Source organism: Gluconobacter sp. R75690, from assembly GCF_015244525.1.
GTDB lineage: Bacteria > Pseudomonadota > Alphaproteobacteria > Acetobacterales > Acetobacteraceae > Gluconobacter > Gluconobacter potus.
In genome coordinates this window covers 203,755-224,077 of record NZ_JABCQB010000005.1, presented here as the reverse complement: position 1 = coordinate 224,077, position 20,323 = coordinate 203,755, and the positions used below count along the sequence as shown (strand labels likewise).

The following is a 20,323-nucleotide window of genomic DNA, read 5'->3' as shown; positions in this document are numbered from 1 at the left end:
GCCATGAGGTCTATATCGGCAGGGAATACAGCGTCGGCATTTCAGCCAGCGGAACAGACACGGCAGCGACCGGAGCGGAAATGAGTGAACTCCTGAGCGTTACACGGGCTATGGAGCTTGTGCTGGATTATGCCGGCAGCTTCGGGACCGAGACGGTTGATCTGACGATGGCAGCCGGGCGTATCCTCCAGCAGACGATCCGCGCCGAACGCGCCCAGCCGCCTTATGACCGTGTGATGATGGACGGCATTGCCTTCCGTCATGGAAGTGGCCCCACGCTGGTGTCGCACGGAATCCAGCGGGCCGGCGCACCCGGTCAGGCGTTGCCGGAGGGGCATGTCTGTCTCGAAGTCATGACGGGTGCTGTGCTGCCAGAGGGTGCGGATACGGTCGTTCCGGTCGAACGTCTCGTTCGTGAAGGCCGGCTGATCCGCTTTGAAGAGGGCTACGAGCCGCGCAAGGGGCAGTTCATTCATCGCCGGGGTTCCGACTGTGCAGCGGGAACGGAGCTTCTCGCGCCAGGTCAGCGTCTTGATGGCCCCGCCCTCGCTGTTCTGGCGGGAAATGGTCATGCCCAGGTTAGCGTATCGCGGATTCCGTCCATCGGGATTGTGGCCACGGGCGATGAACTTGTGGATGTCAGCGCGCCGGTACGGGACTGGGAGATCCGGCGTTCCAATGAATACGCCCTGACGGGTGCTCTGCTGTCACGCGGCTTCAACTGCATCGAGCGGTCCGTCGTACCCGATGATCTCGCGGAGACGGTCGTGGCCCTGCGAGAACAGCTCTCGCGCCATGACGTCCTGATCCTGAGCGGCGGCGTGTCGATGGGGGCGTTCGATCATGTCCCCAAAGCGCTGTCGAAAATCGGGGTGGAGCGCGTCTTCCATAAGGTTGCGCAGCGTCCGGGCAAGCCGCTGTGGTTTGGCGTTGGCCCTGAAGGGCAGCGCGTGTTCGGTCTGCCGGGCAATCCGGTGTCGGCCACGACCTGTGGCGTGCGGTATGTCATGCCCATGCTGCTGGCCGGGCAGGGGCTGTGTCGCCCCGAGCCTTACACGGTCATGCTCGATGCAGACGCCGATCTGATCCCGACGCTGACCCGTTTCCTGCCGGTCAAAGTCCGCCATGACGCTACGGGACAGGCTCTCGCAACACCGTGCCCCATGCCGACCTCTGGCGATTTCAGCTTCCTGGCATCTACGGACGGATTTGTGGAACTGCCGCGCGGTGAAGGTGTGGCCCCCCGTGGAACAGCTGCGATGTTTCATGGCTGGTAACCCGACGCCTGTTCTGACCGATCGTTTCAGCCGTCCGCTGCATGATCTGCGGATTTCCGTCATGGACCGCTGCAATTTCCGTTGCCCCTACTGCATGCCGGAAGCGACCTATCACGAGCATTTCCGCTTTCTGGAACCGAAAGAGCGCCTGAGCTTCGACGAGATCGAGCGTGTGGCGCGTGTGGCGGTTTCGCTCGGTGTTCGCAAGCTGCGGCTGACGGGTGGGGAGCCGCTTCTGCGTCCGAAACTGCCGGAACTCGTGGCGCGTCTGGCCGCCATTGAAGGCGTGGAAGATATTGCCCTGACCACCAATGGCGTCCTGCTGGAACGGCATGTCCGGGATCTGAAAGAGGCCGGGCTGAACCGCGTGACGGTCAGCCTCGACAGTCTGGATCCGGCGGTCTTTGCGCGAATGAGTGGTGGCCGGGCGCAGCTTGAGCCGGTTCTGGATGCGATTGACAGCGCCGCGCAGGCCGGATTTTCAGGCGGCGTGAAGCTTAATACCGTCATCCAGCGTGGACTGAACGATGCGGGTGTCGAGGCTCTGGCCGAACGCTTCCGTCATAGCGGCGTCGTGCTGCGCTTCATCGAATACATGGATGTTGGAACGCGCAATCACTGGGAGCGCGCCGAAGTGGTACCGTCGCGTGAACTGCGCGAGCGCATTGACGCCCGCTGGCCGCTCGAACCCGTGGATGCGCATTATCGTGGGGAAGTGGCCCAGCGGTACCGTTATTGCGACGGGGCTGGGGAAGTCGGCTTCATTTCCTCCGTGACTGCGCCGTTCTGCGGAGACTGCTCTCGTGCGCGTCTGTCGTCGGAAGGGCAGCTTTATACCTGCCTGTTCGCCTCGGAAGGCACGGATCTGCGCACGCTTTTACGCAGCGATGCGGATGACGCAGCCCTGTGCGACCTTCTGGCCGGGGTGTGGCGCCGCCGGACGGACAGGTATAGTGAGGAACGGGCTGCCTCTTCGGATGCGCCCGCACGACGCCGCATCGAGATGAACTATATCGGCGGCTAGAATTTGGTGGCCAGAATTCGGTGACCAGACCGGGAGATCGAAGACGATGAAGACGCTCACCCATGTCAACGAGCGCGGCGAGGATCCGCGCATGGTCGATATCAGCGGCAAGGATGTGACGGAACGCAGCGCCCATGCCCAGGCGCGTCTGGTTTTCCCGTCCGAAATGGCGCGGACCTTGTCGGATGCCGGGTTCATGACGGCCAAGGGTGCAGTGCTGACCGTGGCGCAGATTGCGGGCGTGATGGGCGTGAAATCGACGTCGCAGCTCATTCCGCTGTGTCATCCGCTGTCGCTCAGTGGCTGCCGGGTGGACATCACGATCGAGGGCGATGAGGCGGTGATCGACTGCCGGGTCTCGTGCAAGGGGCGCACGGGCGTGGAAATGGAAGCGCTGACAGGCGCGTCCGTGGCCGCGCTCACGATCTATGACATGTGCAAGGCCATGTCCCATGACATGGTCATCCGCGAGGTCCGGCTGATGGGCAAGGCCGGCGGCAAGCGCGACTTCCAGCGGATTGAATCATGACACCACTTTACGGCCTGATCCTTGCGGGCGGTGCCAGCAAACGCATGGGAACGGACAAGGCCGCGCTCGACTATCACCGCAAACCGCAGCTTCAGGCGGCGTTCGAAGTTCTGACGCCTGTTGTGGACCGGTGTTTCGTTTCAGTGAGGCCGGATCAGGCGTCCGACCCACTGCGGTCCAGCTTTCCGCAGATCGTTGATACGGTGGACGTTGATGGACCTGCGGCGGGGCTGCTGTCAGCCCATCGGGCTTATCCGGATGTGGCTTGGCTGGTTCTGGCCTGTGATCTGCCGATGCTGGATCGCGGTACGCTCGATACCCTGATCGCCGCAAGGGATGGAGAGCATGTCGCCGTGTCCTACCGCAGCGAGCATGACGGTTTGCCCGAACCGCTCTGTGCCATCTGGGAGCCGGAAGCGCTTGATCGACTGGAAACGCAGGTCGCGGGTGGGCGAATTTGTCCGCGCAAGCTGCTGATCAACAGCCCGACGAAGCTGCTGGAGCCGCATAAGCGTGGTGCGCTCGATAACATCAACACGCCGGAGGAACGCGACGATGCGGCCCGGCGCCTGAAGGATCTGCCGGGAGGGCCGATGATTCGCCTGACACTGGAATATTTCGCGCAGCTCCGGGAGCTGGCCGGAACGCGGGAGCAGTCGCTTGAGACCGCCTTCGCGACCGTGGGGCCGCTTTACGAGGAACTGCGTGAGAAATACGCTTTTCCGTTCGAAGCCTCGAAGCTTCGTGTAGCGATCAATGGCGATTTTGCGCCCTGGACACAGACTCTGAAGGACGGGGACCATATCGTGTTCATTCCGCCGGTGACGGGCGGATGAGCCGCTTTCGCATGGCGTCCGCGCCCGTGGATCTGAACGTGCTGCGTGAGGATCTTCATCTGGCCGAGGCAGGCGGGTTCTGTACGTTTGAAGGCTGGGTCCGCAACAGGAACGAGGGCCGTCCGGTGGATGGTCTGGAATATGAATCCTATGAGGCGCTGGCCCAGCTCGAAGGCGAGCGGATCGTGGCCGAGGCTCTGGAGCGTTTCGAGATCAGCCAGGCCGTGGCGATGCACCGCACGGGAAGCCTGAAAGTCGGGGATGTCGCGGTCTGGATCGGGGTCTCGGCGCCTCACCGGGATGCGGCGTTCCGGGCCTGTCGCTACATCATCGACGAGATCAAGCACCGGGTGCCTGTCTGGAAGAAGGAACATTATCTGGACGGGGATGCCGAATGGGTGGCCTGCCATCACTGCCAGACTGCTCCGCGTGCCTCGGAGACGGGGACGCATGATCACGATCATGACCACGGCCACGATCATGGAAGCTGCGGCCACCATCATCACTGACTGAGCGTTTCCGCGGGACCATATCTTTATGCCCTGCGGAGCGTTTTTAAGTTGTAATTGCAAATCATTCTCAATTAGGGTGACTCCGGTTCTGCTGATTCGGAGTTTTCCCATGACACGGCTGTCGCTTTCCCTGTCCGACCTCTGCTGCTGTGAACGCCTCGCGCTGTGGAGTATCCGCTGCCTCATCAGCCATTACCGCTTGCCAAGCTGCCCCGAGACAAAAACGACCGACGGTCTGTTTCCCGCCTGTTTCCGCCCGGCCCTTGATGCCGCGGAAGGGGCTTTTGCGGACGCCACCCACCTTCTGAAAGTTGCGGATCAGCCGCGCCTTGCGGTGAACGCACCGGGCATGCAGTCTCTCACGGCGCTGGAGGAACGCTTCCTGCGCGGGATCATCGCAGCCCAGAACGAGGGTCAGCGCGAAGTTTTCGTGCTTCTGGCTGAAGTCTTTCCCGACAGGTTTGTCCAGGGCTGCCTGGCCACCGCGCTGACCCTGCTGGCGGACTGTCTGGCAGGAGCCGGGCACTGGCTGCCCAAAAAACTGCTTAAAGACGAGACCACGATTTCGGGGGGAGGGGCGCTGTCCTCGATCAACCGCTGGCGGTCGGTCAGTCCGTCGCGGATGCGGGTTCTCTGGCCGCAGGATAGTGGGCCCTTACATGCTGGCATGTCGCATGACGCCAGCCGGATGATGCACTGATGATGTCGCTGAGTGGACGCCCCGCCCGGAACGGGGCAGAACCGCAGCGTCCGGGACTTGAGGAACTGGAACACATGACGGTCTGTCTGCTGCTATTGGCTGTCGGAGCAGTCGGGTTCTGCTGGCTGGCGTGCCTGAACCTTGAGATTTCCGTGGAAGATCTTCTTTCCGCGCTCGGATACCAGTCCGGACTGGAAGCGTCTTTCAGGAACTGAGGCTCCCGAAGGCGCTTCCTTGACGATCAGTCCACGCCGACCATGACGCTGGAGGCCTTGATGACGGCATAGGCCTCTTTGCCGACTTCGAGGCCAAGATCCGCGACGGCTTCATTGGTAATGGCGCTTGTGATGACCGTGCCGTTGACGTCGATGGTGATGTGGGACGTCGTCGCGCCCTTGAGAATGTTCGTGATCCGGCCCTTGAGCTGGTTGCGTGCGCTGAGCTTCATGAAAAAACCTTCCATAAGGATGGCAGACAGGAATGCCTGTCTGTCCCATATCGGAAGGCTTCACGCCCGCGTCCAGAGAGACGGGGCTGGAAAATGCCTCCGGACCCCGATTGGTCCGGAGAGGCCGTTTTCAGATGTAATATTCGGTCAGTGGCGGGAAGCCATTGAAGCCCACGGAGGCGTAGGTCGAGACATACGCGCCCGTGGCGAGGATCTCGACCCGGTCCCCACATTCCAGAGAGTCCGGCAGGGGGATGCGGTTCTTCTCATACATGATGTCCACGCCGTCGCAGCTTGGGCCGGCGACCACGCAGGGGGAGCGGGTGGCGTCGTCTGAATCGCGGGACGTGCGGAAAGTGTAGCGGATGGCTTCACCTTCCGTCTCGGCCAGGCCACCGAAGCGCCCGATATCAAGATAGACCCAGCGCGGATCGGTTACGGCACCGCCGCGACGGCTGACGAGAATGACCTCGCTCGACACCACGCCGGACTGCCCGACCATGTAGCGGCCTGGCTCCAGCAGGATTTCAGGCGCACCGTCCGGAAAATGCGTCCTGAGGGACGCATGGATCGTGTCGGCGAAATCCTGAACGGAGGGCACGTTCTCGCGGTAATGCGTCGGGAAGCCGCCACCCAGATTAAGCATCTGAAGGTTCACGCCCTGCGCGCGCAGATCATGATACAGGCCGGCCGCCTTGGCGATCGCATGATCATAAGCGGCCACGCCCGTCTGCTGGCTGCCGACATGGAAGGACAGGCCGTAAGGCTTCAGGCCCAGTTCACGGGCACGCAGCATCAGCGCGTGCGCGTTGCTCAGCGTGGTGCCGAACTTGCGCGACAGGGGCCAGTCCGCGCCTTCGTTCTCGACGGCCAGGCGGCAGAAAACGCGCGCGCCAGGAGCGTGCTTTGCAAGCTTCTCCAGCTCTTCGATGCTGTCGAAAACGAACAGGCTGATGCCCAGATCATGCGCTTCGCGGATCCATTCGGCCTTCTTCAGCGTGTTGCCGTAGGAAATCCGGTCCGGGGTTGCGCCGGCATCCAGGCACATCCGGATTTCCGCAGGGGATGCGACATCGAAGGACGAGCCCAGGGCCACAAGGCGGTCGAGGATGGCCGGGGCCGGGTTGGCCTTGATGGCGTAATAGATTTTCGCTTCCGGGAGCGCATCGTGCAGGGCACGGTAATGCGCCCCGACGACGTCGAGATCGACGACGAGGCAAGGGGTTGCCGGCTGCTGCTCGGCAAGGAAGCGGGTGATTTTGGGAGTCATGACACTCAATTCCCAGAACCGGACTCGTCAGGGAACGATATCGCCCTGCGAGTATGTTGCGAAACGGTCGAACGGACCGGCGAATAGCGGGAACCCGTAAAGGATGGATTCCTGAAGGCCAGAACGCTTGACGTCGTTGCGTAACCTCGAGTGGGCCAGTGGCACGTGCGTTGCTGCGTGAGGGCGGGATATGAGACCAAATCCCCCGCCACGCAACCGATAATTTTGCATTGTGATGGTTTTGCCAATATTGGTGAGCTGAATCAGGGCGAATTCGGAACGCTGAAGGCATCTTCCGCGTCTGTACTGGCTCATGTCGTTCAATCCGGACTGTTCGTTACGGATATTCCGGTACGGAACGGCAAAGACGCCAAGACTGCTGCCCCCAACAGGACACTGCCGAGGACACCCTGCGTGAGTTTGACCCCCGAATCTGCGACCCTCTCCGGCTCCCGAACCGCGCCCGGACATGCCGTACCTTCGGAGGCCGGACACTCACCTGCTGCGGCAGGCACAACAGATTCGGAACCCGTATCCTCTCCAGACAGGCTGCACCATGCGGCCTGGCGCGTCATCGCGAAGCATCTGTTTGCCGAAGTGGGCTCAAGCCAGACATCCCTGTCGGCAGCGGGTTGCGCCTTCTACGCCACGCTTTCCCTCTTTCCTGCCATTTCCAGCCTGATTTCCCTGTATGGTCTGGCCTTTGATCTTCAGACAGTCGAGCCGCAGCTCGAAGTCCTCCGCCATCTCCTGCCGCCCTCGGCTTACGATCTGATCGGGGACCGGATTCACGAACTGATTTCCCAGCCTCATTCGTCCCTGACGATCGGGCTAATCTTCTCGCTCGCGGTCGCCCTCTGGTCGGCTTCGGCGAGCACGAAGTCGATCCTTTCCGCGCTCAACATGGCCTATAATGCGCAGGAAACCCGGAGCTTCCTGAAATTTCAGGCCATCGCGCTGTCCACCACGCTGACGGCCATTCTGGGGGCCGCGCTGACACTGGCCCTGATGGTGGCCGCGCCAGCACTTGTGGATTACCTGCCGCGTCACGTCAGTTTCCTGAGCGATCCGCCGTTTCCGGTTGATCTGCTGCTCTCTTACGGCGCGCCGATGGTCGTGCACACGCTCGCGCCGCTTCTGATGCTGCTGTTCGTCTTCATCGCAGTGACGTTGCTCTACCGGTTTGCGCCCTGCCGCGTGCATACGCAGTGGCGCTGGATTTTTCCGGGTTCGGCGCTGGCAACCGTCCTGTGGGTCATCACGTCGCTCGGCTTTTCATGGTATGTCGCGCATTTCGCAAGCTACGGTGCAACCTACGGACCGCTCGGTGCCGTAGCTGCCATCATGATGTGGTTTTTCGTGAGTGCGTATGTGGTGCTGTTCGGGGCGGAACTGAATGCCAGCCTCGAGGCCCGGGCCGGTCAGAGGCAGGAAGTGCCCCCTCAGACCGGAGCAGCCTGACAATCAGGTCAGGCCACCGTGAAGATCAGTGATGGTAGTGCGGCGTACGATGTGTGCCGCTGCCCTGCCGTGAGGCAGGGGCGATGCTGGTTCCCGCTGCCTGAATGGCCTGTGCGCTCGTGTCCGACGGATCGGCTTCGGCCACTTCCGGCTCTGTGGCGGGATGCACGGACGGCGCAATATCCGTCATTTTCGCAATCGTGACATGGGCCGTGCCTGCGCCGAGCATGCCGATCTTTGCGGCGGCGGCATGAGACAGATCGATGATGCGGCTGTTGAAAGGCCCACGGTCATTGACCGTCACCACGACGGAGCGTCCCGTATCCTGCGACGTTACGAGAAGCTTCGTGCCGAGGGGCAGGGAGGGATGCGCTGCTGTCAGATCGTTGGTGTTGAATGTCGTCCCGCTGGCCGTGCGGTGTCCATGAAAGTGCCGTCCATACCAGCTTGCCATTCCATGCTGGGACCATGCGTGCGCGGCCTGGTGGGCACGGTTTGCAAGTGCGGCCCGAACGGAGTCTGCCCAGCTCGTCTTCGGCGTCCCATCAGCAGCAGAATCGTCGCTCGCGTGAGCGGCGTGATGACTGGCCAGCCCGGCAAGCGCAACGGCGAACGTCATGCTGCGCAGGGGGATGCAACGGAAGGGATTGCGAAGGACAGACAGATCAAAGCGCACTATATCAGGTTCTTCTCCAGTGGACGGGACGGGCTCAGATCGTACCAGATAGCACAAAAATGCGGCCCTGTCCCCTTTTGGACACCCTGAAGACGGCAGCAATAGGGCAATGACGCTTTCATGACAGCTCCGAAAGTGCTATCGCGCGGCCAGATGAAACGCCCTCTGATCACCGTTCTCAACGGTCCGAATCTCAACATGCTGGGTCTTCGCCAGCCCGGAATCTATGGTCACGCCACGCTCGATGATGTCGAGCAGGTGTGCATTCAGGCTGCCGAACGGCTTGATGTCGCCATTGATTTCCGCCAGACGAACGGAGAGGGTGAACTCGTGTCCTGGGTGCAGGAATGTCGCGGCCGTGCAGACGGAATCGTGATCAATCCTGCCGCTTACGGGCATACCTCGATTGCCCTGCTCGATGCGCTTCTGGCGGTCGAACTGCCCGTGGTTGAGGTTCATATTTCCAATATCCATCGCAGGGAGCCGTTCCGTCATCACACCTACGTCTCGCAGGCCGCCATCGGCGTGATCTGTGGCCTCGGCGTCAGGGGATACGCGCACGCGCTTCAGGCAATAACCGACATGATCGAAGACGAAGGATGAGCCGTATGCTCGTGGACAAGGATGCCATTCGGGCATTGGCCGATATTCTGACGGAAACCGGCCTGACCGAAATCGAGATCTCCGAAGCTGACAGCCGGATCCGTGTGGCCCGCAATGTCAGCGTGGTCCAGGCTGCTGCTCCGGCCGCCGCGCCTGTGGCACCTGTTGCCCCGGTCGCCGCAGTGCCCGTCGCTGCTCCGGCAGATCCGGCCAAGCATCCGGGCATGGTTCCGAGCCCGATGGTCGGCGTGGCCTATCTGACGCCGGATCCGGCATCCCCGCCATTCGCTGTTGAAGGTCAGCTGGTTGCTGCCGGCCAGACGATCATGCTCATCGAAGCCATGAAGACCTTCAACCAGATCAAGGCGCCCCGCGCCGGTACGCTGACGAAGTTCCTGGTCGAGTCCGGTCAGCCGGTCGAGTTCGGCGAAGCCCTGGCGATCATCGAGTAATGATTTCCAAGGTCCTCATTGCCAACCGGGGCGAGATCGCGCTGCGTATCCAGCGCGCCTGCCGCGAGATGGGCATCAAAACCGTTGCCGTGCATTCGACGGCAGACGCCGATGCAATGCATGTGCGTCTTGCCGATGAAGCCGTCTGCATCGGTCCGCCGAGCGCACGCGATTCCTATCTGAACGTCGCAGCCATTCTTTCGGCTGCGACGATCACGGGAGCGGACGCCATTCATCCGGGCTATGGCTTTCTGTCGGAAAATGCCGAATTCGCCGAGACCGTGGAAGAACACGGCCTCGCGTTCATCGGCCCGACAGCCGAGCATATCCGCACGATGGGCGACAAGATCACGGCCAAGACGACCATGCGCGCGCTCGGCGTGCCGCTGGTTCCGGGCTCTGATGGCGCCCTGCCGGATCTTCAGGCCGCTCGTGAAGTGGCTGAGAAGGTCGGTTATCCGGTCCTGATCAAGGCTGCCGCCGGTGGCGGTGGACGCGGGATGAAGGTCGCCCAGACCGCGGATGATATCGAGGAAGCCTGGTCAGTGGCTCGTGCGGAAGCCCGTGCAGCCTTCGGCAATGACGAGGTCTATCTCGAGAAGTACATGAACCGTCCGCGTCATATCGAGCTTCAGGTTCTCGGTGATGCGCATGGCAACGTCGTGCATTTCGGTGAGCGTGACTGTTCGCTCCAGCGCCGTCACCAGAAGCTTCTGGAAGAAGCCGGTTCGCCGGCCCTGACGGATGCCGAGCGTGAGGAGATCGGCCGCACCGCGACCGAGGCCCTGTCACGCATGGGCTATCGCAATGCCGGAACGCTTGAGTTCCTGTATCAGGACGGTCAGTTCTGCTTCATCGAGATGAACACGCGTCTTCAGGTCGAGCATCCGGTGACGGAGATGGTCTGCAATGTGGATCTCGTGCGCGAACAGATCCGCATCGCATCCGGTGAACCGCTCGGTTACACGCAGGCTGACGTCAAGATGTCCGGCCATGCGATCGAGTGCCGCATCAATGCGGAAGATCCGGAAACCTTCATGCCGAGTCCCGGTACGATCAAGGTGTTCCATGCGCCGGGCGGGCTGGGTGTCCGCATGGACAGCGCCATTTACGCTGGCTATCGCATTCCGCCTTACTACGACAGCATGATTGCCAAGCTGATCGTGCATGCCCCGACCCGCGCCGAAGCCATTGCCCGCATGCAGCGTGCTCTGGACGAATGCGTGGTTGACGGTGTGAAAACGGTCATTCCGCTGCATCAGAAAATTCTGGCGGACCCGTCTTTCCAGAAGGGGGATTATACGATCCACTGGCTGGAGAATTTTGTCGCTGCCCAGCAGGCAGGGAAATAAACCGGAGACAGCCCATGAGTTACGCAGAAACCATCGTTCTCGATGTCCGTATCGGACAGATGCCGCAGGTGGTTTCTGCCCTCACGGGGCGTGACGGGCTCGCCGTCTGGGTGAGCGAGATCGGTGTTCTGAACCGGGTCGTCCTCTTCCGGACGGCAGACACTTATGACGCCCTTCTGGAAGGGCGTCCGGATGTGCTTGCAGCCATTCCTGAAGAACCTGTGCAGAATGTCGAGGTGACAAGCTGGCGCGTCATTTCCCCGCTGCTTCCGGCCGGGGAGCACGGTAGTCTCTATGAATGGCGCTGCTACGATCTGAAGCTTGGACAGGTCGGGAACGTGGAAGAGGCTTTTGCCGCTGCGGTTACGGCACGTCTGGAACTGTCTCCGCTGCTTTGCGGGATGATCTCGATCGAGGGAACGCCCCGGCTGGCGCATATCTGGCCGTATGCGGACATGAATGCCCGTCTGGAGATCCGGGCGCAGGCTGTGGCCAGCGGTGTGTGGCCGCCGAAAATCGGTGGCGGTCTGGTTGCTATGGAAAATGCGATCCTGCTTCCGGCACAGGGCTCCGCCTGGAGCTGAGATATCCTGGAAAACAGGCACAAAAAAAGCGCTGCAGGCCAAACCTGCAGCGCTTTTTTTTATATGAGGGCCTTTGAAGATTACTTCGTGGCAACTGCCGGAGCCGGAGCCGGAGCCGCGGTGGCCGGGGCCTGTGATTCAACGGCGTTTTCGGACACGAAGATCACCGAATCCAGAGCCTGGTTCAGTGCATCAACGGCGTCCTGCGGGTGATGGCCCTCCGTGAACACGGTCGCACGATAGACCGCGCCCTGGACCGGGGTGATGGGAGCAAGCGCCAGAATGAAGTCCGTATCTTCGCCGACGACCTTCATGGTTTCAGCGGCCTGATCCGTATTGCCGGATTTCAGCTGCGCATTGGCCGAGGCAACAGCCGTCTTCTTTTCAGGAGCAAGGGTTTCGTTCACGATGAATTCACCGCCAACCGGGAGCCAGTCGGTCTGTCCCACAACAGGCTGGTGGTTTGCTGCAACAGGATGCTGCGGGGCGGGGTGCAGATCGTTTTCGGCGGCCTGAAACTTCTTGTCAGCCTTTTCGGCGGCGGCAAGACGCTTCTGGGCATCATAAAGTGCCGGGATGGCGGCTTCGGTCTTGCCGCCCGTCTGAAGGATATCACGGGCGTTCATGATGTCCTGGAAGGCGCGCTGTCCATCAGCGGAAAGGTGATGAAAAGCCCGGTGTGCCTTGAACTGCTCCCAGTGTGAGTGAAGTGAAGCGGCACCGGCCAGAGGTGTTGCGCAGAGAAGGGCTGAAATCGCAGCCATGGCGGGAATGAATTTCATGATATCGTCTCCGTGAATATTCGGTTCTGACTCTCATGGATATTTCATGGGGACAGATCGGGCAAATTACCGATCATTTAGTGACTGTGGGCGTGGCTGATTTCTTTTGCAGCCGTGCCCCGCACTGCGCGTCAGCCTTCGTGCGGGGGCATCCGGGATTTATGAAAACCGGTATTAACACATCTTATTCACATTGTTGCTCTGACGGTGTTATTTTTGGAACTAAGAGACCATATGGCGTGATGTCTTGAAATAAAAATGAGAATATCAAGGTTTTCATTTGCGGATGGCTTGCTCTGGGAAGGGGCTTTCCGTATGTACGATGCCTCAATCACGATACCGTGCCTTGCGCCGGAAAGTCGGCCTTTCCTGAACGCATTGCAGGCATCAGCCGAGTAGCGAGTATTTCCAGATGTCTCTGAATCCCGTCGTCGAGAGCGTGACTGCCCGTATCATCGAGCGTTCGAAAGTCTCCCGTCGCCGGTATCTCGCCCTGATGGAGCGCAACCGCGCCAAAGGCGTGCTCCGGCCCAAGCTGGCCTGCGGTAATCTGGCGCATGCCATCGCAGCATCCAGCCCCGACAAGCCGGATCTGATGCGTCCCACCGGGACCAATATCGGCGTCATCACGACCTATAACGACATGCTCTCGGCGCATCAGCCGTATGGTCGTTATCCCGAGCAGATCAAACTGTTCGCCCGTGAAGTCGGTGCCACGGCCCAGGTTGCGGGCGGTGCGCCTGCCATGTGTGACGGTGTGACGCAGGGGCAGGAGGGCATGGAACTCTCCCTGTTCTCCCGTGACGTGATCGCCATGTCCACGGCGGTCGGGCTGAGCCACGGCATGTTCGAAGGCGTGGCGTTGCTGGGTATCTGCGACAAGATTGTGCCGGGCCTTCTGATGGGCGCCCTGCGCTTCGGTCATCTTCCGGCCATGCTGATCCCGGCAGGCCCGATGCCGTCTGGTCTGCCGAACAAGGAAAAGCAGCGCATCCGCCAGCTCTATGTGCAGGGCAAGGTCGGTCAGGACGAGCTGATGGAAGCGGAAAATGCCTCCTATCACAGCCCGGGCACCTGCACGTTCTATGGTACAGCCAATACGAACCAGATGATGGTCGAGATCATGGGTCTGATGATGCCGGACTCGGCCTTCATCAATCCCAACACGAAGCTGCGTCAGGCCATGACGCGCTCGGGCATTCACCGTCTGGCCGAGATCGGTCTGAACGGCGAGGATGTGCGTCCGCTTGCCCATTGCGTGGATGAAAAGGCCATCGTGAATGCGGCAGTGGGGCTGCTGGCGACGGGTGGTTCGACTAACCATTCGATCCATCTTCCGGCCATTGCCCGGGCCGCCGGTATCCTGATCGACTGGGAAGACATCAGCCGCCTGTCGTCTGCGGTTCCGCTGATCACCCGTGTTTATCCGAGCGGTTCCGAGGACGTGAACGCGTTCAACCGCGTGGGTGGCATGCCGACCGTGATCGCCGAACTGACGCGCGCCGGAATGCTGCACAAGGACATCCTGACGGTGTCACGTGGCGGTTTCTCCGATTATGCCCGTCGCGCTTCGCTGGAAGGCGATGAGATCGTCTACACCCACGCGAAGCCGTCCACGGACACCGATATCCTGCGCGATGTGGCTACGCCTTTCCGCCCCGATGGCGGTATGCGCCTGATGACCGGTAATCTGGGCCGCGCGATCTACAAGAGCAGCGCCATCGCGCCTGAGCATCTGACCGTTGAAGCGCCGGCACGGGTCTTCCAGGACCAGCATGACGTCATCACGGCCTATCAGAATGGCGAGATGGAGCGTGATGTTGTCGTGGTCGTCCGGTTCCAGGGACCGGAAGCCAACGGCATGCCGGAGCTTCACAAGCTGACGCCGACGCTCGGCGTGCTTCAGGATCGCGGCTTCAAGGTGGCTCTGCTCACGGATGGTCGTATGTCCGGTGCGAGCGGCAAGGTGCCGGCCGCCATTCATGTCGGTCCCGAAGCGCAGGTTGGCGGTCCGATCGCCCGCGTGCGGGACGGTGACATGATCCGCGTCTGTGCCGTCACGGGACAGATCGAGGCTCTGGTGGATGCCGCCGAGTGGGAGAGCCGCAAGCCGGTTGCTCCGCCGCTCCCAGCATTGGGAACGGGCCGCGAACTGTTCGCGCTGATGCGTTCGGTGCATGATCCGGCCGAGGCTGGAGGGTCGGCCATGCTGGCCCAGATGGATCGCGTGATCGAAGCCGTTGGCGACGACATTCACTAAGGAAGAGTTCTGATGATCGATACTGCCAAACTCGACGCCGTCATGAGCCGTTGTCCGGTCATGCCGGTGCTGGTGGTCAATGACGTGGCGCTGGCCCGCCCGATGGCCGAAGCACTAGTCGCCGGTGGCCTGTCCACGCTGGAAGTCACGCTGCGCACGCCCTGCGCCCTGGAAGCCATTCAGGAAATGTCGAAAGTGCCGGGCGCGCTGGTCGGTGCGGGAACGGTGCTGAATCCGTCCGACATGGACCGTGCCGTAAAGGCTGGTGCCCGCTTCATCGTCAGCCCGGGTCTGACGGAAGCGCTGGCAAAGGCGTCGGTCGAGCATGACGTCCCGTTCCTGCCGGGCGTTGCCAATGCTGGCGACATCATGCGTGGTCTGGATCTGGGCCTGTCGCGTTTCAAGTTCTTCCCGGCCGTGACGAATGGCGGCATTCCCGCGCTCAAGAGCTTGGCCAGTGTTTTCGGCAGCAATGTCCGCTTCTGCCCCACGGGCGGCATTACGGAAGAGAGCGCGCCGGACTGGCTGGCCCTTCCGTCCGTGGCCTGCGTCGGTGGATCCTGGGTGACGGCCGGGACGTTCGATGCGGACAAGGTCCGGCAGCGCGCCACGGCTGCGGCACTCTTGACGGTCTGACCGAACCGCTTCTGGTCTGATCGTCAAAGCGTTTTTCGGATGCCGTCAGAATGTTGCGGCATCCGTGAACGTTTTGTGAACAAATGGTTTGCGAGACACGTCGAAGCAGACCATAAGGACGCGTGACCGGACGTTCCCATCTGCTGATTGGCGGCTTTGCCGTGCTGTGCGCGATGCGCTGGCATATCCTGTCGCCTGAACCGCTCTCCGTCTGCACGGGATTGCTGGGTAGTCTTCTGCCAGACATCGATACCGAACGCTCCATGCTCGGCAGCCGGCTGAAATTCCTTTCCCGTTTTCTGGCAAAGACCTTTGGTCATCGTGGCCTCACACATTCCGGGGTGATGCTGCTTCTGGCCGCGGCCGCGCTGCACGGTCTGATGGGACCCGAGAGCCTGCGTGGCCCCTGGGGTGCGCTTCTGCTGGGGGCAGGGACGCATATCGCGGCTGATCTCCCGACAGGGGGGTGCCAGTTCTTCGCACCGCTCAGCCGCTCGCGACTCTCGCTCTGGCCCTATGTCCGGACTGGCGGGATCGGAGAAATCATGCTTCTTGTGCCCATTCTCTGCCTTCTGGGTTGGGCAGGATTTTCCGGAAATGGCCCTGTTCCGGGTCATGTTCCTCCCTCTGCGCATCACTCGCGGTTGCGCGGACATGTTTTGAAGGATATTTCATTCTCATCATGACTGAGACCCGACTCCCCGTCCGTCGCGCCCTTCTCTCCGTTTCTGACAAGACGGGACTGATCGAACTGGGGCGTGCGCTCGCCGCCCACGGTGCGGAACTGCTTTCGACGGGAGGGTCTGCGAAGGCCCTTCGTGAGGCGGGTCTGACAGTCAAGGATGTCTCGGAGCATACCGGCTTCCCTGAAATCCTGGACGGCCGGGTCAAGACCCTCGTCCCGCAGGTGCATGGTGGCATTCTAGGTCGCCGCGACCTTCCGGCCCATGTCGCGCAGATGGCGGAACACGGCATTGCGCCGATCGATCTGGTCTGCGTGAACCTCTATCCTTTTGCCGCGACTGTCGCGTCCGGGGCAGGGGACGAGGACTGCATCGAGAACATTGATATCGGTGGGCCGGCCATGATCCGCGCCGCCGCCAAGAACTTCGATCACGTCACGATCCTGACCGATCCGCGTCAGTATGCGGCTGTCATCGCCTCGCTGGAACAGGGTGGCACGGTTCTGGCGGAACGTCGCGATTACGCTGCCTCCGCCTATGCCCATACGGCTGCCTATGACAGCATGATCTCCCGCTGGTTCGCGAAGCAGGCCGGTGAGATCCTTCCTCCCGTTCTGACACTGAGCGGCACCCGCGATGATCTGCTGCGCTATGGTGAGAACCCGCACCAGAAGGCCGCCTTCTATCGCGACGGCAGCCAGCGTCCGGGCGTTGCAAGTGCACGTCAGGTTCAGGGGAAGGCCCTGAGCTACAACAACATCAACGACACGGATGCCGCATTCGAAGCCGTCGCTGAGTTCGACGAGCCGACGGTTGTGATCGTCAAGCATGCCAATCCGTGTGGCGTGGCTTCTGCTACCACTCTGGAACAGGCCTGGATCGCGGCCCTGCGCTGTGATCCGGTCTCGGCTTTCGGTGGCATCGTTGCGGTCAACCGGACGCTGGATGGCGCCACGGCCCAGAGGGTCAGCAAGATCTTCACCGAAGTGATCGTGGCTCCCGATGCTGATGCGGAAGCAATCGAGATCCTGTCGCGCAAGAAGAACCTGCGTCTGCTGCTGACACAGGGCGTGCCGGATCCGGCCGCCGAAGGGCTTGCGTTCCGCTCCGTCGCGGGTGGCTTCTTGGCTCAGACCCGTGATGCGGGCCGTGTGACGGAAGCCGATCTGAAGGTCGTGACCAAGCGCGCACCAACGGCTCAGGAAATGAAGGACCTGCTGTTTGCGTTCCGTGTCGCAAAGCACGTGAAGTCAAACGCTGTCATCTATGTCCGTAACGGGGCAACGGTCGGCATTGGCGCCGGGCAGATGTCCCGCGTAGACAGCGCGCGTATCGCAGCGCGCAAGAGCGAGGATGCTGCGAAGGAAGCCGGAGAGCGCGCACCGCTGACGACAGGTTCGGTCGCGGCGTCGGACGCCTTCTTTCCCTTCGCTGACGGTCTTGAGAGCGTCGTTGCGGCGGGCGCTGTGGCTGTCATTCAGCCAGGCGGCTCCATTCGCGATCAGGAGGTGATCGATGCGGCAGATGCTGCCGGGATCGCCATGGTATTCACCGGCATGAGGCATTTCCGACATTGAAAAAGCTCGCTTTCGCCAGCCTGGTCCTGGCTCTGTCCGTCTCCGCAGCCGAGGCTGCTCCCTGCGTCTATGACATGACGCCGCTGCCCGTCACGCAGGGGATCGTCTCCGGCATCACGCCTACGGGCGTGAAATTGCGCGATGGAACCGCAGTCATTCTGCCGGACGAACTCCTGGCAGGTGTCCGGCTGAACCAGAAACTGGCTGTCAGGGGTCTGATCTCTACGACGACGCATACGGTTCAGGCGCTGGCTCTGGAAGGCAACCCGCCTGTATGCCCCAGCGCGCCCACAATCCCGCGCGGACCTTTTGCGGGGTCTCCGGCTTATGATGCGATCCATCCCTGAGTCCTAAGGTGCCAGTCGCTGCATGTTTCTGAGGGGATGAGCCTTTCAGTTCTGTAGCCCCTGACATTGTGCTCTAGCGCCCCCGAGAAAGCCTGAAAAAAGGTTTTCTCGGGGGTGTATGCTTTTGGGGCCGCTAAACGCTTTCTTTACTGTTCCTGTGCCAACAGTTTCCCCGGGTTTCCCATTGTCAGCGGATCCGGAGGCACACAGTTTTGTCACATGTCACGACATCCGCAGTTGTAACGACAACGGGGGCAGGACGGCTCGAAACCCTGCCGCAAACCCAGCTGGCGTCGAATGAGCGTTTTCGTGATTTTCTGGAAAGCTATGTGCACCAGAAAACCCCTGCACATGCAGATGCGAGCCAGAAAGCTTCAACAGACAAGCCCCGCGCCATAAAAGCTGCGGCATCTTTATCCCAGGAGAAGGGGCAAACCCAGATTCAGAAAACCAGCTCTGAAATGGCCGCCGCCACGAAGCGCAATGAAACTGCAAGCTCTCAGCAGCATTCTGCTTCTGCGAAGCAGGTTAGTGCAACGGCTCAGAATACTGTATCGCCCCATGCCGCTCAGACGAGCGCCATGGCAGTTAGTAAGGAACAGCCTCAAAAAGTCGCCGGGGACGGGCAGCAGAAGACGTCTCAAACGAATTCCACAAAGAGCAGTGACAAATATTCGGTTGCTGGTGGGCAGAAGGCAGAAAAACCTGCCCTGACGCAGGGTGAGGGGGCTGACGCTGCTGATGACCATTCAACGGAGAACGTATCGCCACAGGCAAATATCCCTGTGGCTGGATCGAACGTCTCTGCTGCGGACGATGCGGTGCAGAAAAACCACCCGTCATTAGCTGACACCACACAGTCAAATTCAGAAACGGGTGGGATCGAAGCATCCACTCAAAAAGAGACCAGCTTTTCGGTAGAGCAGGATAGTGCAGAAGTAAAAGGAAATACTGTCTCGGATATGACGACTGCAGCACAGAGCGTTCCGGCATTTCAACTGGACTCTGTATCCGCGGAGAAAACATCCACTGATTCAGCCACTGAGACGTCTCATGCCGCTCAGTCAGAAAATGCTTCCGAGACGGCGGGCAATAATGAACAGGTCTCCCGTCATGACGAGCAGCAGCCTTTGCTCTATCAGAAGAACAGTAACGGAAGCACGACAACTCATATTGAAATAAATGTCGGCCACCACGAAAAAGTCCATGTGGAAATTGGTGAAACGACTGCCATGGAGCAGCGGATTCACATCAATACCGACAATCCGGAAGTCTATCAGTCTTTAAAAGACGACCGCGATACATTGCTTGCAAGTCTGGCGCAGAGTTCCGTTTCCGTGACTGCCTCGCAGAGCATCATCCCCCCGAATATCCAGATCAGTCTTTCGCAACCCTCTTTTCTGGGCATGTCATCCCAGGATGAGCGGCAGGGAAGCAATAATCAGTCAGGAGGGGAAGCAAGGGGGACCTCATCTGCGACTGATACTCCAGCCCCTGAACGCCGATTTCTGCGTGGCGTCGTCGATCTCACCGTCTAACATAGGATTCGAAACATGGTTTCTTCAGTTGGTACAACGACCGCCAGCACGTCGCTTCTAAGTCAGGCTATTGCAGCCGCGAAAAGCAATGCGGCAGCAAACGCAGCCTCTGCTTCTTCCAGTACGTCAACGAGTGCCAGCAGTTCGAGCAGCTCGCTGTCATCTCTGGGGGGGAATTTCAACCAGTTCCTCACGCTGCTTACAACACAGCTGCAGCATCAGGACCCCAGTAACCCAACCAGCACTGATTCCTTTACGGCCGAACTCGCTCAGTTTGCCGGCGTCCAGCAGCAGGTCGAGACCAATACAAATCTGACCAGCCTGATTTCTGCGACGCAGGACAACCAGATGGCTTCAGCGGTCAGCCTGATCGGCAAGACGACAACTGCGAGCAGTTCCAGTCTGCCGCTTCAGAGCGGTTCTGCATCCCTGTCGTTTACCGCGCCGCAGGCAGAAGATGTCGCGATTGCCGTAACGGACAGTACGGGTACGGTCGTGAAGTCCGAAACAGTCAATGTATCCGCAGGAACAAGTACCTGGACATGGGACGGCAAGAACAACAGCGGTACGCAGTTAAGCGATGGCGCTTATACGGTTGCTGTAGAGGGAAGCTCTACTGATGGTACCAGCGTTTCTCTTCCAACTACGATAACGGGGACTGTCACTGGTGTTTCAAAGGGAATAACGGGCGTTAATATTGATATGGGCGATGCTACCATTGACATGAGCGATCTGACCGGATTTTCGACCACCTGATTCCAGTGACTGATAATGCC

General features: G+C 60.6%; 23 protein-coding genes. 19 read left to right on the top strand and 4 right to left on the bottom strand.

The genetic code is table 11. The features are described 5' to 3' along the window. Positions 1–80: 80 nt before the first annotated feature. The 7 genes from HKD27_RS08295 (at position 81) to HKD27_RS08265 (ending at position 5,093) form a co-directional block, all read left to right on the top strand. Positions 81–1,277: a molybdopterin molybdotransferase MoeA gene (locus HKD27_RS08295; RefSeq protein WP_194689140.1), complete on the top strand. Its 1,197-nt coding sequence runs from the start codon at positions 81–83 to the stop codon at positions 1,275–1,277. Continuing rightward, complete coding sequence (moaA, locus tag HKD27_RS08290) at positions 1,267–2,301, top strand: GTP 3',8-cyclase MoaA (protein WP_194689139.1); 1,035 nt, start codon at positions 1,267–1,269, stop codon at positions 2,299–2,301. Before HKD27_RS08295 ends, moaA begins: the two co-directional genes overlap by 11 nt. Before the next feature lie 46 nt (positions 2,302–2,347). Next, a complete protein-coding gene (moaC, locus tag HKD27_RS08285; protein WP_062447451.1) occupies positions 2,348–2,830 on the top strand; it encodes a cyclic pyranopterin monophosphate synthase MoaC in 483 nt (160 codons plus the stop codon). Further along, positions 2,827–3,666: an NTP transferase domain-containing protein gene (locus HKD27_RS08280; protein ID WP_194689138.1), complete on the top strand. Its 840-nt coding sequence runs from the start codon at positions 2,827–2,829 to the stop codon at positions 3,664–3,666. Before moaC ends, HKD27_RS08280 begins: the two co-directional genes overlap by 4 nt. Next, positions 3,663–4,175: a molybdenum cofactor biosynthesis protein MoaE gene (locus HKD27_RS08275; protein ID WP_194263648.1), complete on the top strand. Its 513-nt coding sequence runs from the start codon at positions 3,663–3,665 to the stop codon at positions 4,173–4,175. The genes HKD27_RS08280 and HKD27_RS08275 overlap by 4 nt, the downstream gene beginning before the upstream one ends. Before the next feature lie 112 nt (positions 4,176–4,287). Then, positions 4,288–4,878, top strand: coding sequence for a hypothetical protein (locus HKD27_RS08270; protein ID WP_228518388.1), 591 nt, complete (start codon positions 4,288–4,290; stop codon positions 4,876–4,878). Beyond that, a complete protein-coding gene (locus tag HKD27_RS08265; RefSeq protein WP_194689136.1) occupies positions 4,878–5,093 on the top strand; it encodes a hypothetical protein in 216 nt (71 codons plus the stop codon). Before HKD27_RS08270 ends, HKD27_RS08265 begins: the two co-directional genes overlap by 1 nt. Before the next feature lie 26 nt (positions 5,094–5,119). Here HKD27_RS08265 and HKD27_RS08260 read toward each other — a convergent pair whose 3' ends face one another. Both HKD27_RS08260 and HKD27_RS08255 read right to left on the bottom strand, forming a co-directional pair. Next, positions 5,120–5,326 (bottom strand): molybdopterin-binding protein, encoded by a 207-nt coding sequence (locus tag HKD27_RS08260; RefSeq protein WP_041112564.1) that lies wholly within the window; start codon positions 5,324–5,326, stop codon positions 5,120–5,122. Between the two features lie 130 nt (positions 5,327–5,456). Further along, positions 5,457–6,596, bottom strand: a complete 1,140-nt coding sequence (locus HKD27_RS08255) for a type III PLP-dependent enzyme (protein WP_194689135.1) — start codon at positions 6,594–6,596, stop codon at positions 5,457–5,459. A gap of 414 nt (positions 6,597–7,010) precedes the next feature. On the opposite strand from HKD27_RS08255, the gene HKD27_RS08250 reads away from it, so the two are divergent. After that, the gene (locus HKD27_RS08250) at positions 7,011–8,057 is read left to right on the top strand and encodes a YihY/virulence factor BrkB family protein (protein WP_194689134.1); all 1,047 of its coding nucleotides are present in this window, start codon (positions 7,011–7,013) and stop codon (positions 8,055–8,057) included. A 25-nt stretch (positions 8,058–8,082) separates the two neighbouring features. On the opposite strand, the gene HKD27_RS08245 is transcribed toward HKD27_RS08250, so the two are convergent. Continuing rightward, complete coding sequence (locus HKD27_RS08245) at positions 8,083–8,733, bottom strand: septal ring lytic transglycosylase RlpA family protein (protein WP_194689133.1); 651 nt, start codon at positions 8,731–8,733, stop codon at positions 8,083–8,085. 153 nt (positions 8,734–8,886) lie between these two features. Here HKD27_RS08245 and aroQ point away from each other — a divergent pair, with 153 nt between their 5' ends. The 4 genes from aroQ to HKD27_RS08225 are packed head-to-tail and all read left to right on the top strand — an operon-like array spanning position 8,887 to position 11,724. Further along, on the top strand, positions 8,887–9,336 hold the full coding sequence (gene aroQ, locus HKD27_RS08240; protein ID WP_041112562.1) for a type II 3-dehydroquinate dehydratase: 450 nt from the start codon (positions 8,887–8,889) through the stop codon (positions 9,334–9,336). After that, positions 9,333–9,788 carry an acetyl-CoA carboxylase biotin carboxyl carrier protein subunit gene (locus HKD27_RS08235; RefSeq protein WP_194689132.1) on the top strand — a complete coding sequence of 152 codons (456 nt, stop codon included), beginning with the start codon at positions 9,333–9,335 and terminating at the stop codon, positions 9,786–9,788. Before aroQ ends, HKD27_RS08235 begins: the two co-directional genes overlap by 4 nt. After that, positions 9,788–11,140, top strand: coding sequence for an acetyl-CoA carboxylase biotin carboxylase subunit (gene accC / locus HKD27_RS08230; RefSeq protein ID WP_062509723.1), 1,353 nt, complete (start codon positions 9,788–9,790; stop codon positions 11,138–11,140). Before HKD27_RS08235 ends, accC begins: the two co-directional genes overlap by 1 nt. Before the next feature lie 14 nt (positions 11,141–11,154). Then, positions 11,155–11,724, top strand: a complete 570-nt coding sequence (locus HKD27_RS08225) for an NIPSNAP family protein (RefSeq protein WP_194689131.1) — start codon at positions 11,155–11,157, stop codon at positions 11,722–11,724. An 80-nt stretch (positions 11,725–11,804) separates the two neighbouring features. On the opposite strand, the gene HKD27_RS08220 is transcribed toward HKD27_RS08225, so the two are convergent. Beyond that, a complete protein-coding gene (locus HKD27_RS08220) occupies positions 11,805–12,506 on the bottom strand; it encodes a YfdX family protein (RefSeq protein WP_194689130.1) in 702 nt (233 codons plus the stop codon). 412 nt (positions 12,507–12,918) lie between these two features. Between HKD27_RS08220 and edd the strand changes: the two genes are divergently transcribed. From edd to HKD27_RS08185, 7 genes are all read left to right on the top strand, one after another. After that, a complete protein-coding gene (gene edd, locus HKD27_RS08215; protein WP_194689129.1) occupies positions 12,919–14,766 on the top strand; it encodes a phosphogluconate dehydratase in 1,848 nt (615 codons plus the stop codon). A gap of 12 nt (positions 14,767–14,778) precedes the next feature. Then, positions 14,779–15,402 carry a bifunctional 4-hydroxy-2-oxoglutarate aldolase/2-dehydro-3-deoxy-phosphogluconate aldolase gene (gene eda / locus HKD27_RS08210; RefSeq protein ID WP_194689128.1) on the top strand — a complete coding sequence of 208 codons (624 nt, stop codon included), beginning with the start codon at positions 14,779–14,781 and terminating at the stop codon, positions 15,400–15,402. Between the two features lie 122 nt (positions 15,403–15,524). After that, positions 15,525–16,088 (top strand): metal-dependent hydrolase, encoded by a 564-nt coding sequence (locus tag HKD27_RS08205; protein WP_194689127.1) that lies wholly within the window; start codon positions 15,525–15,527, stop codon positions 16,086–16,088. Beyond that, positions 16,085–17,662, top strand: coding sequence for a bifunctional phosphoribosylaminoimidazolecarboxamide formyltransferase/IMP cyclohydrolase (purH, locus tag HKD27_RS08200; RefSeq protein WP_194689126.1), 1,578 nt, complete (start codon positions 16,085–16,087; stop codon positions 17,660–17,662). The genes HKD27_RS08205 and purH overlap by 4 nt, the downstream gene beginning before the upstream one ends. Beyond that, complete coding sequence (locus tag HKD27_RS08195) at positions 17,659–18,009, top strand: hypothetical protein (RefSeq protein WP_194689125.1); 351 nt, start codon at positions 17,659–17,661, stop codon at positions 18,007–18,009. The genes purH and HKD27_RS08195 overlap by 4 nt, the downstream gene beginning before the upstream one ends. 212 nt (positions 18,010–18,221) lie before the next feature. Continuing rightward, the gene (locus tag HKD27_RS08190) at positions 18,222–19,547 is read left to right on the top strand and encodes a flagellar hook-length control protein FliK (protein ID WP_194689124.1); all 1,326 of its coding nucleotides are present in this window, start codon (positions 18,222–18,224) and stop codon (positions 19,545–19,547) included. A gap of 15 nt (positions 19,548–19,562) precedes the next feature. Next, positions 19,563–20,303: a flagellar hook assembly protein FlgD gene (locus tag HKD27_RS08185; RefSeq protein ID WP_194689123.1), complete on the top strand. Its 741-nt coding sequence runs from the start codon at positions 19,563–19,565 to the stop codon at positions 20,301–20,303. The last annotated feature ends 20 nt before the right edge of the window (positions 20,304–20,323 follow it).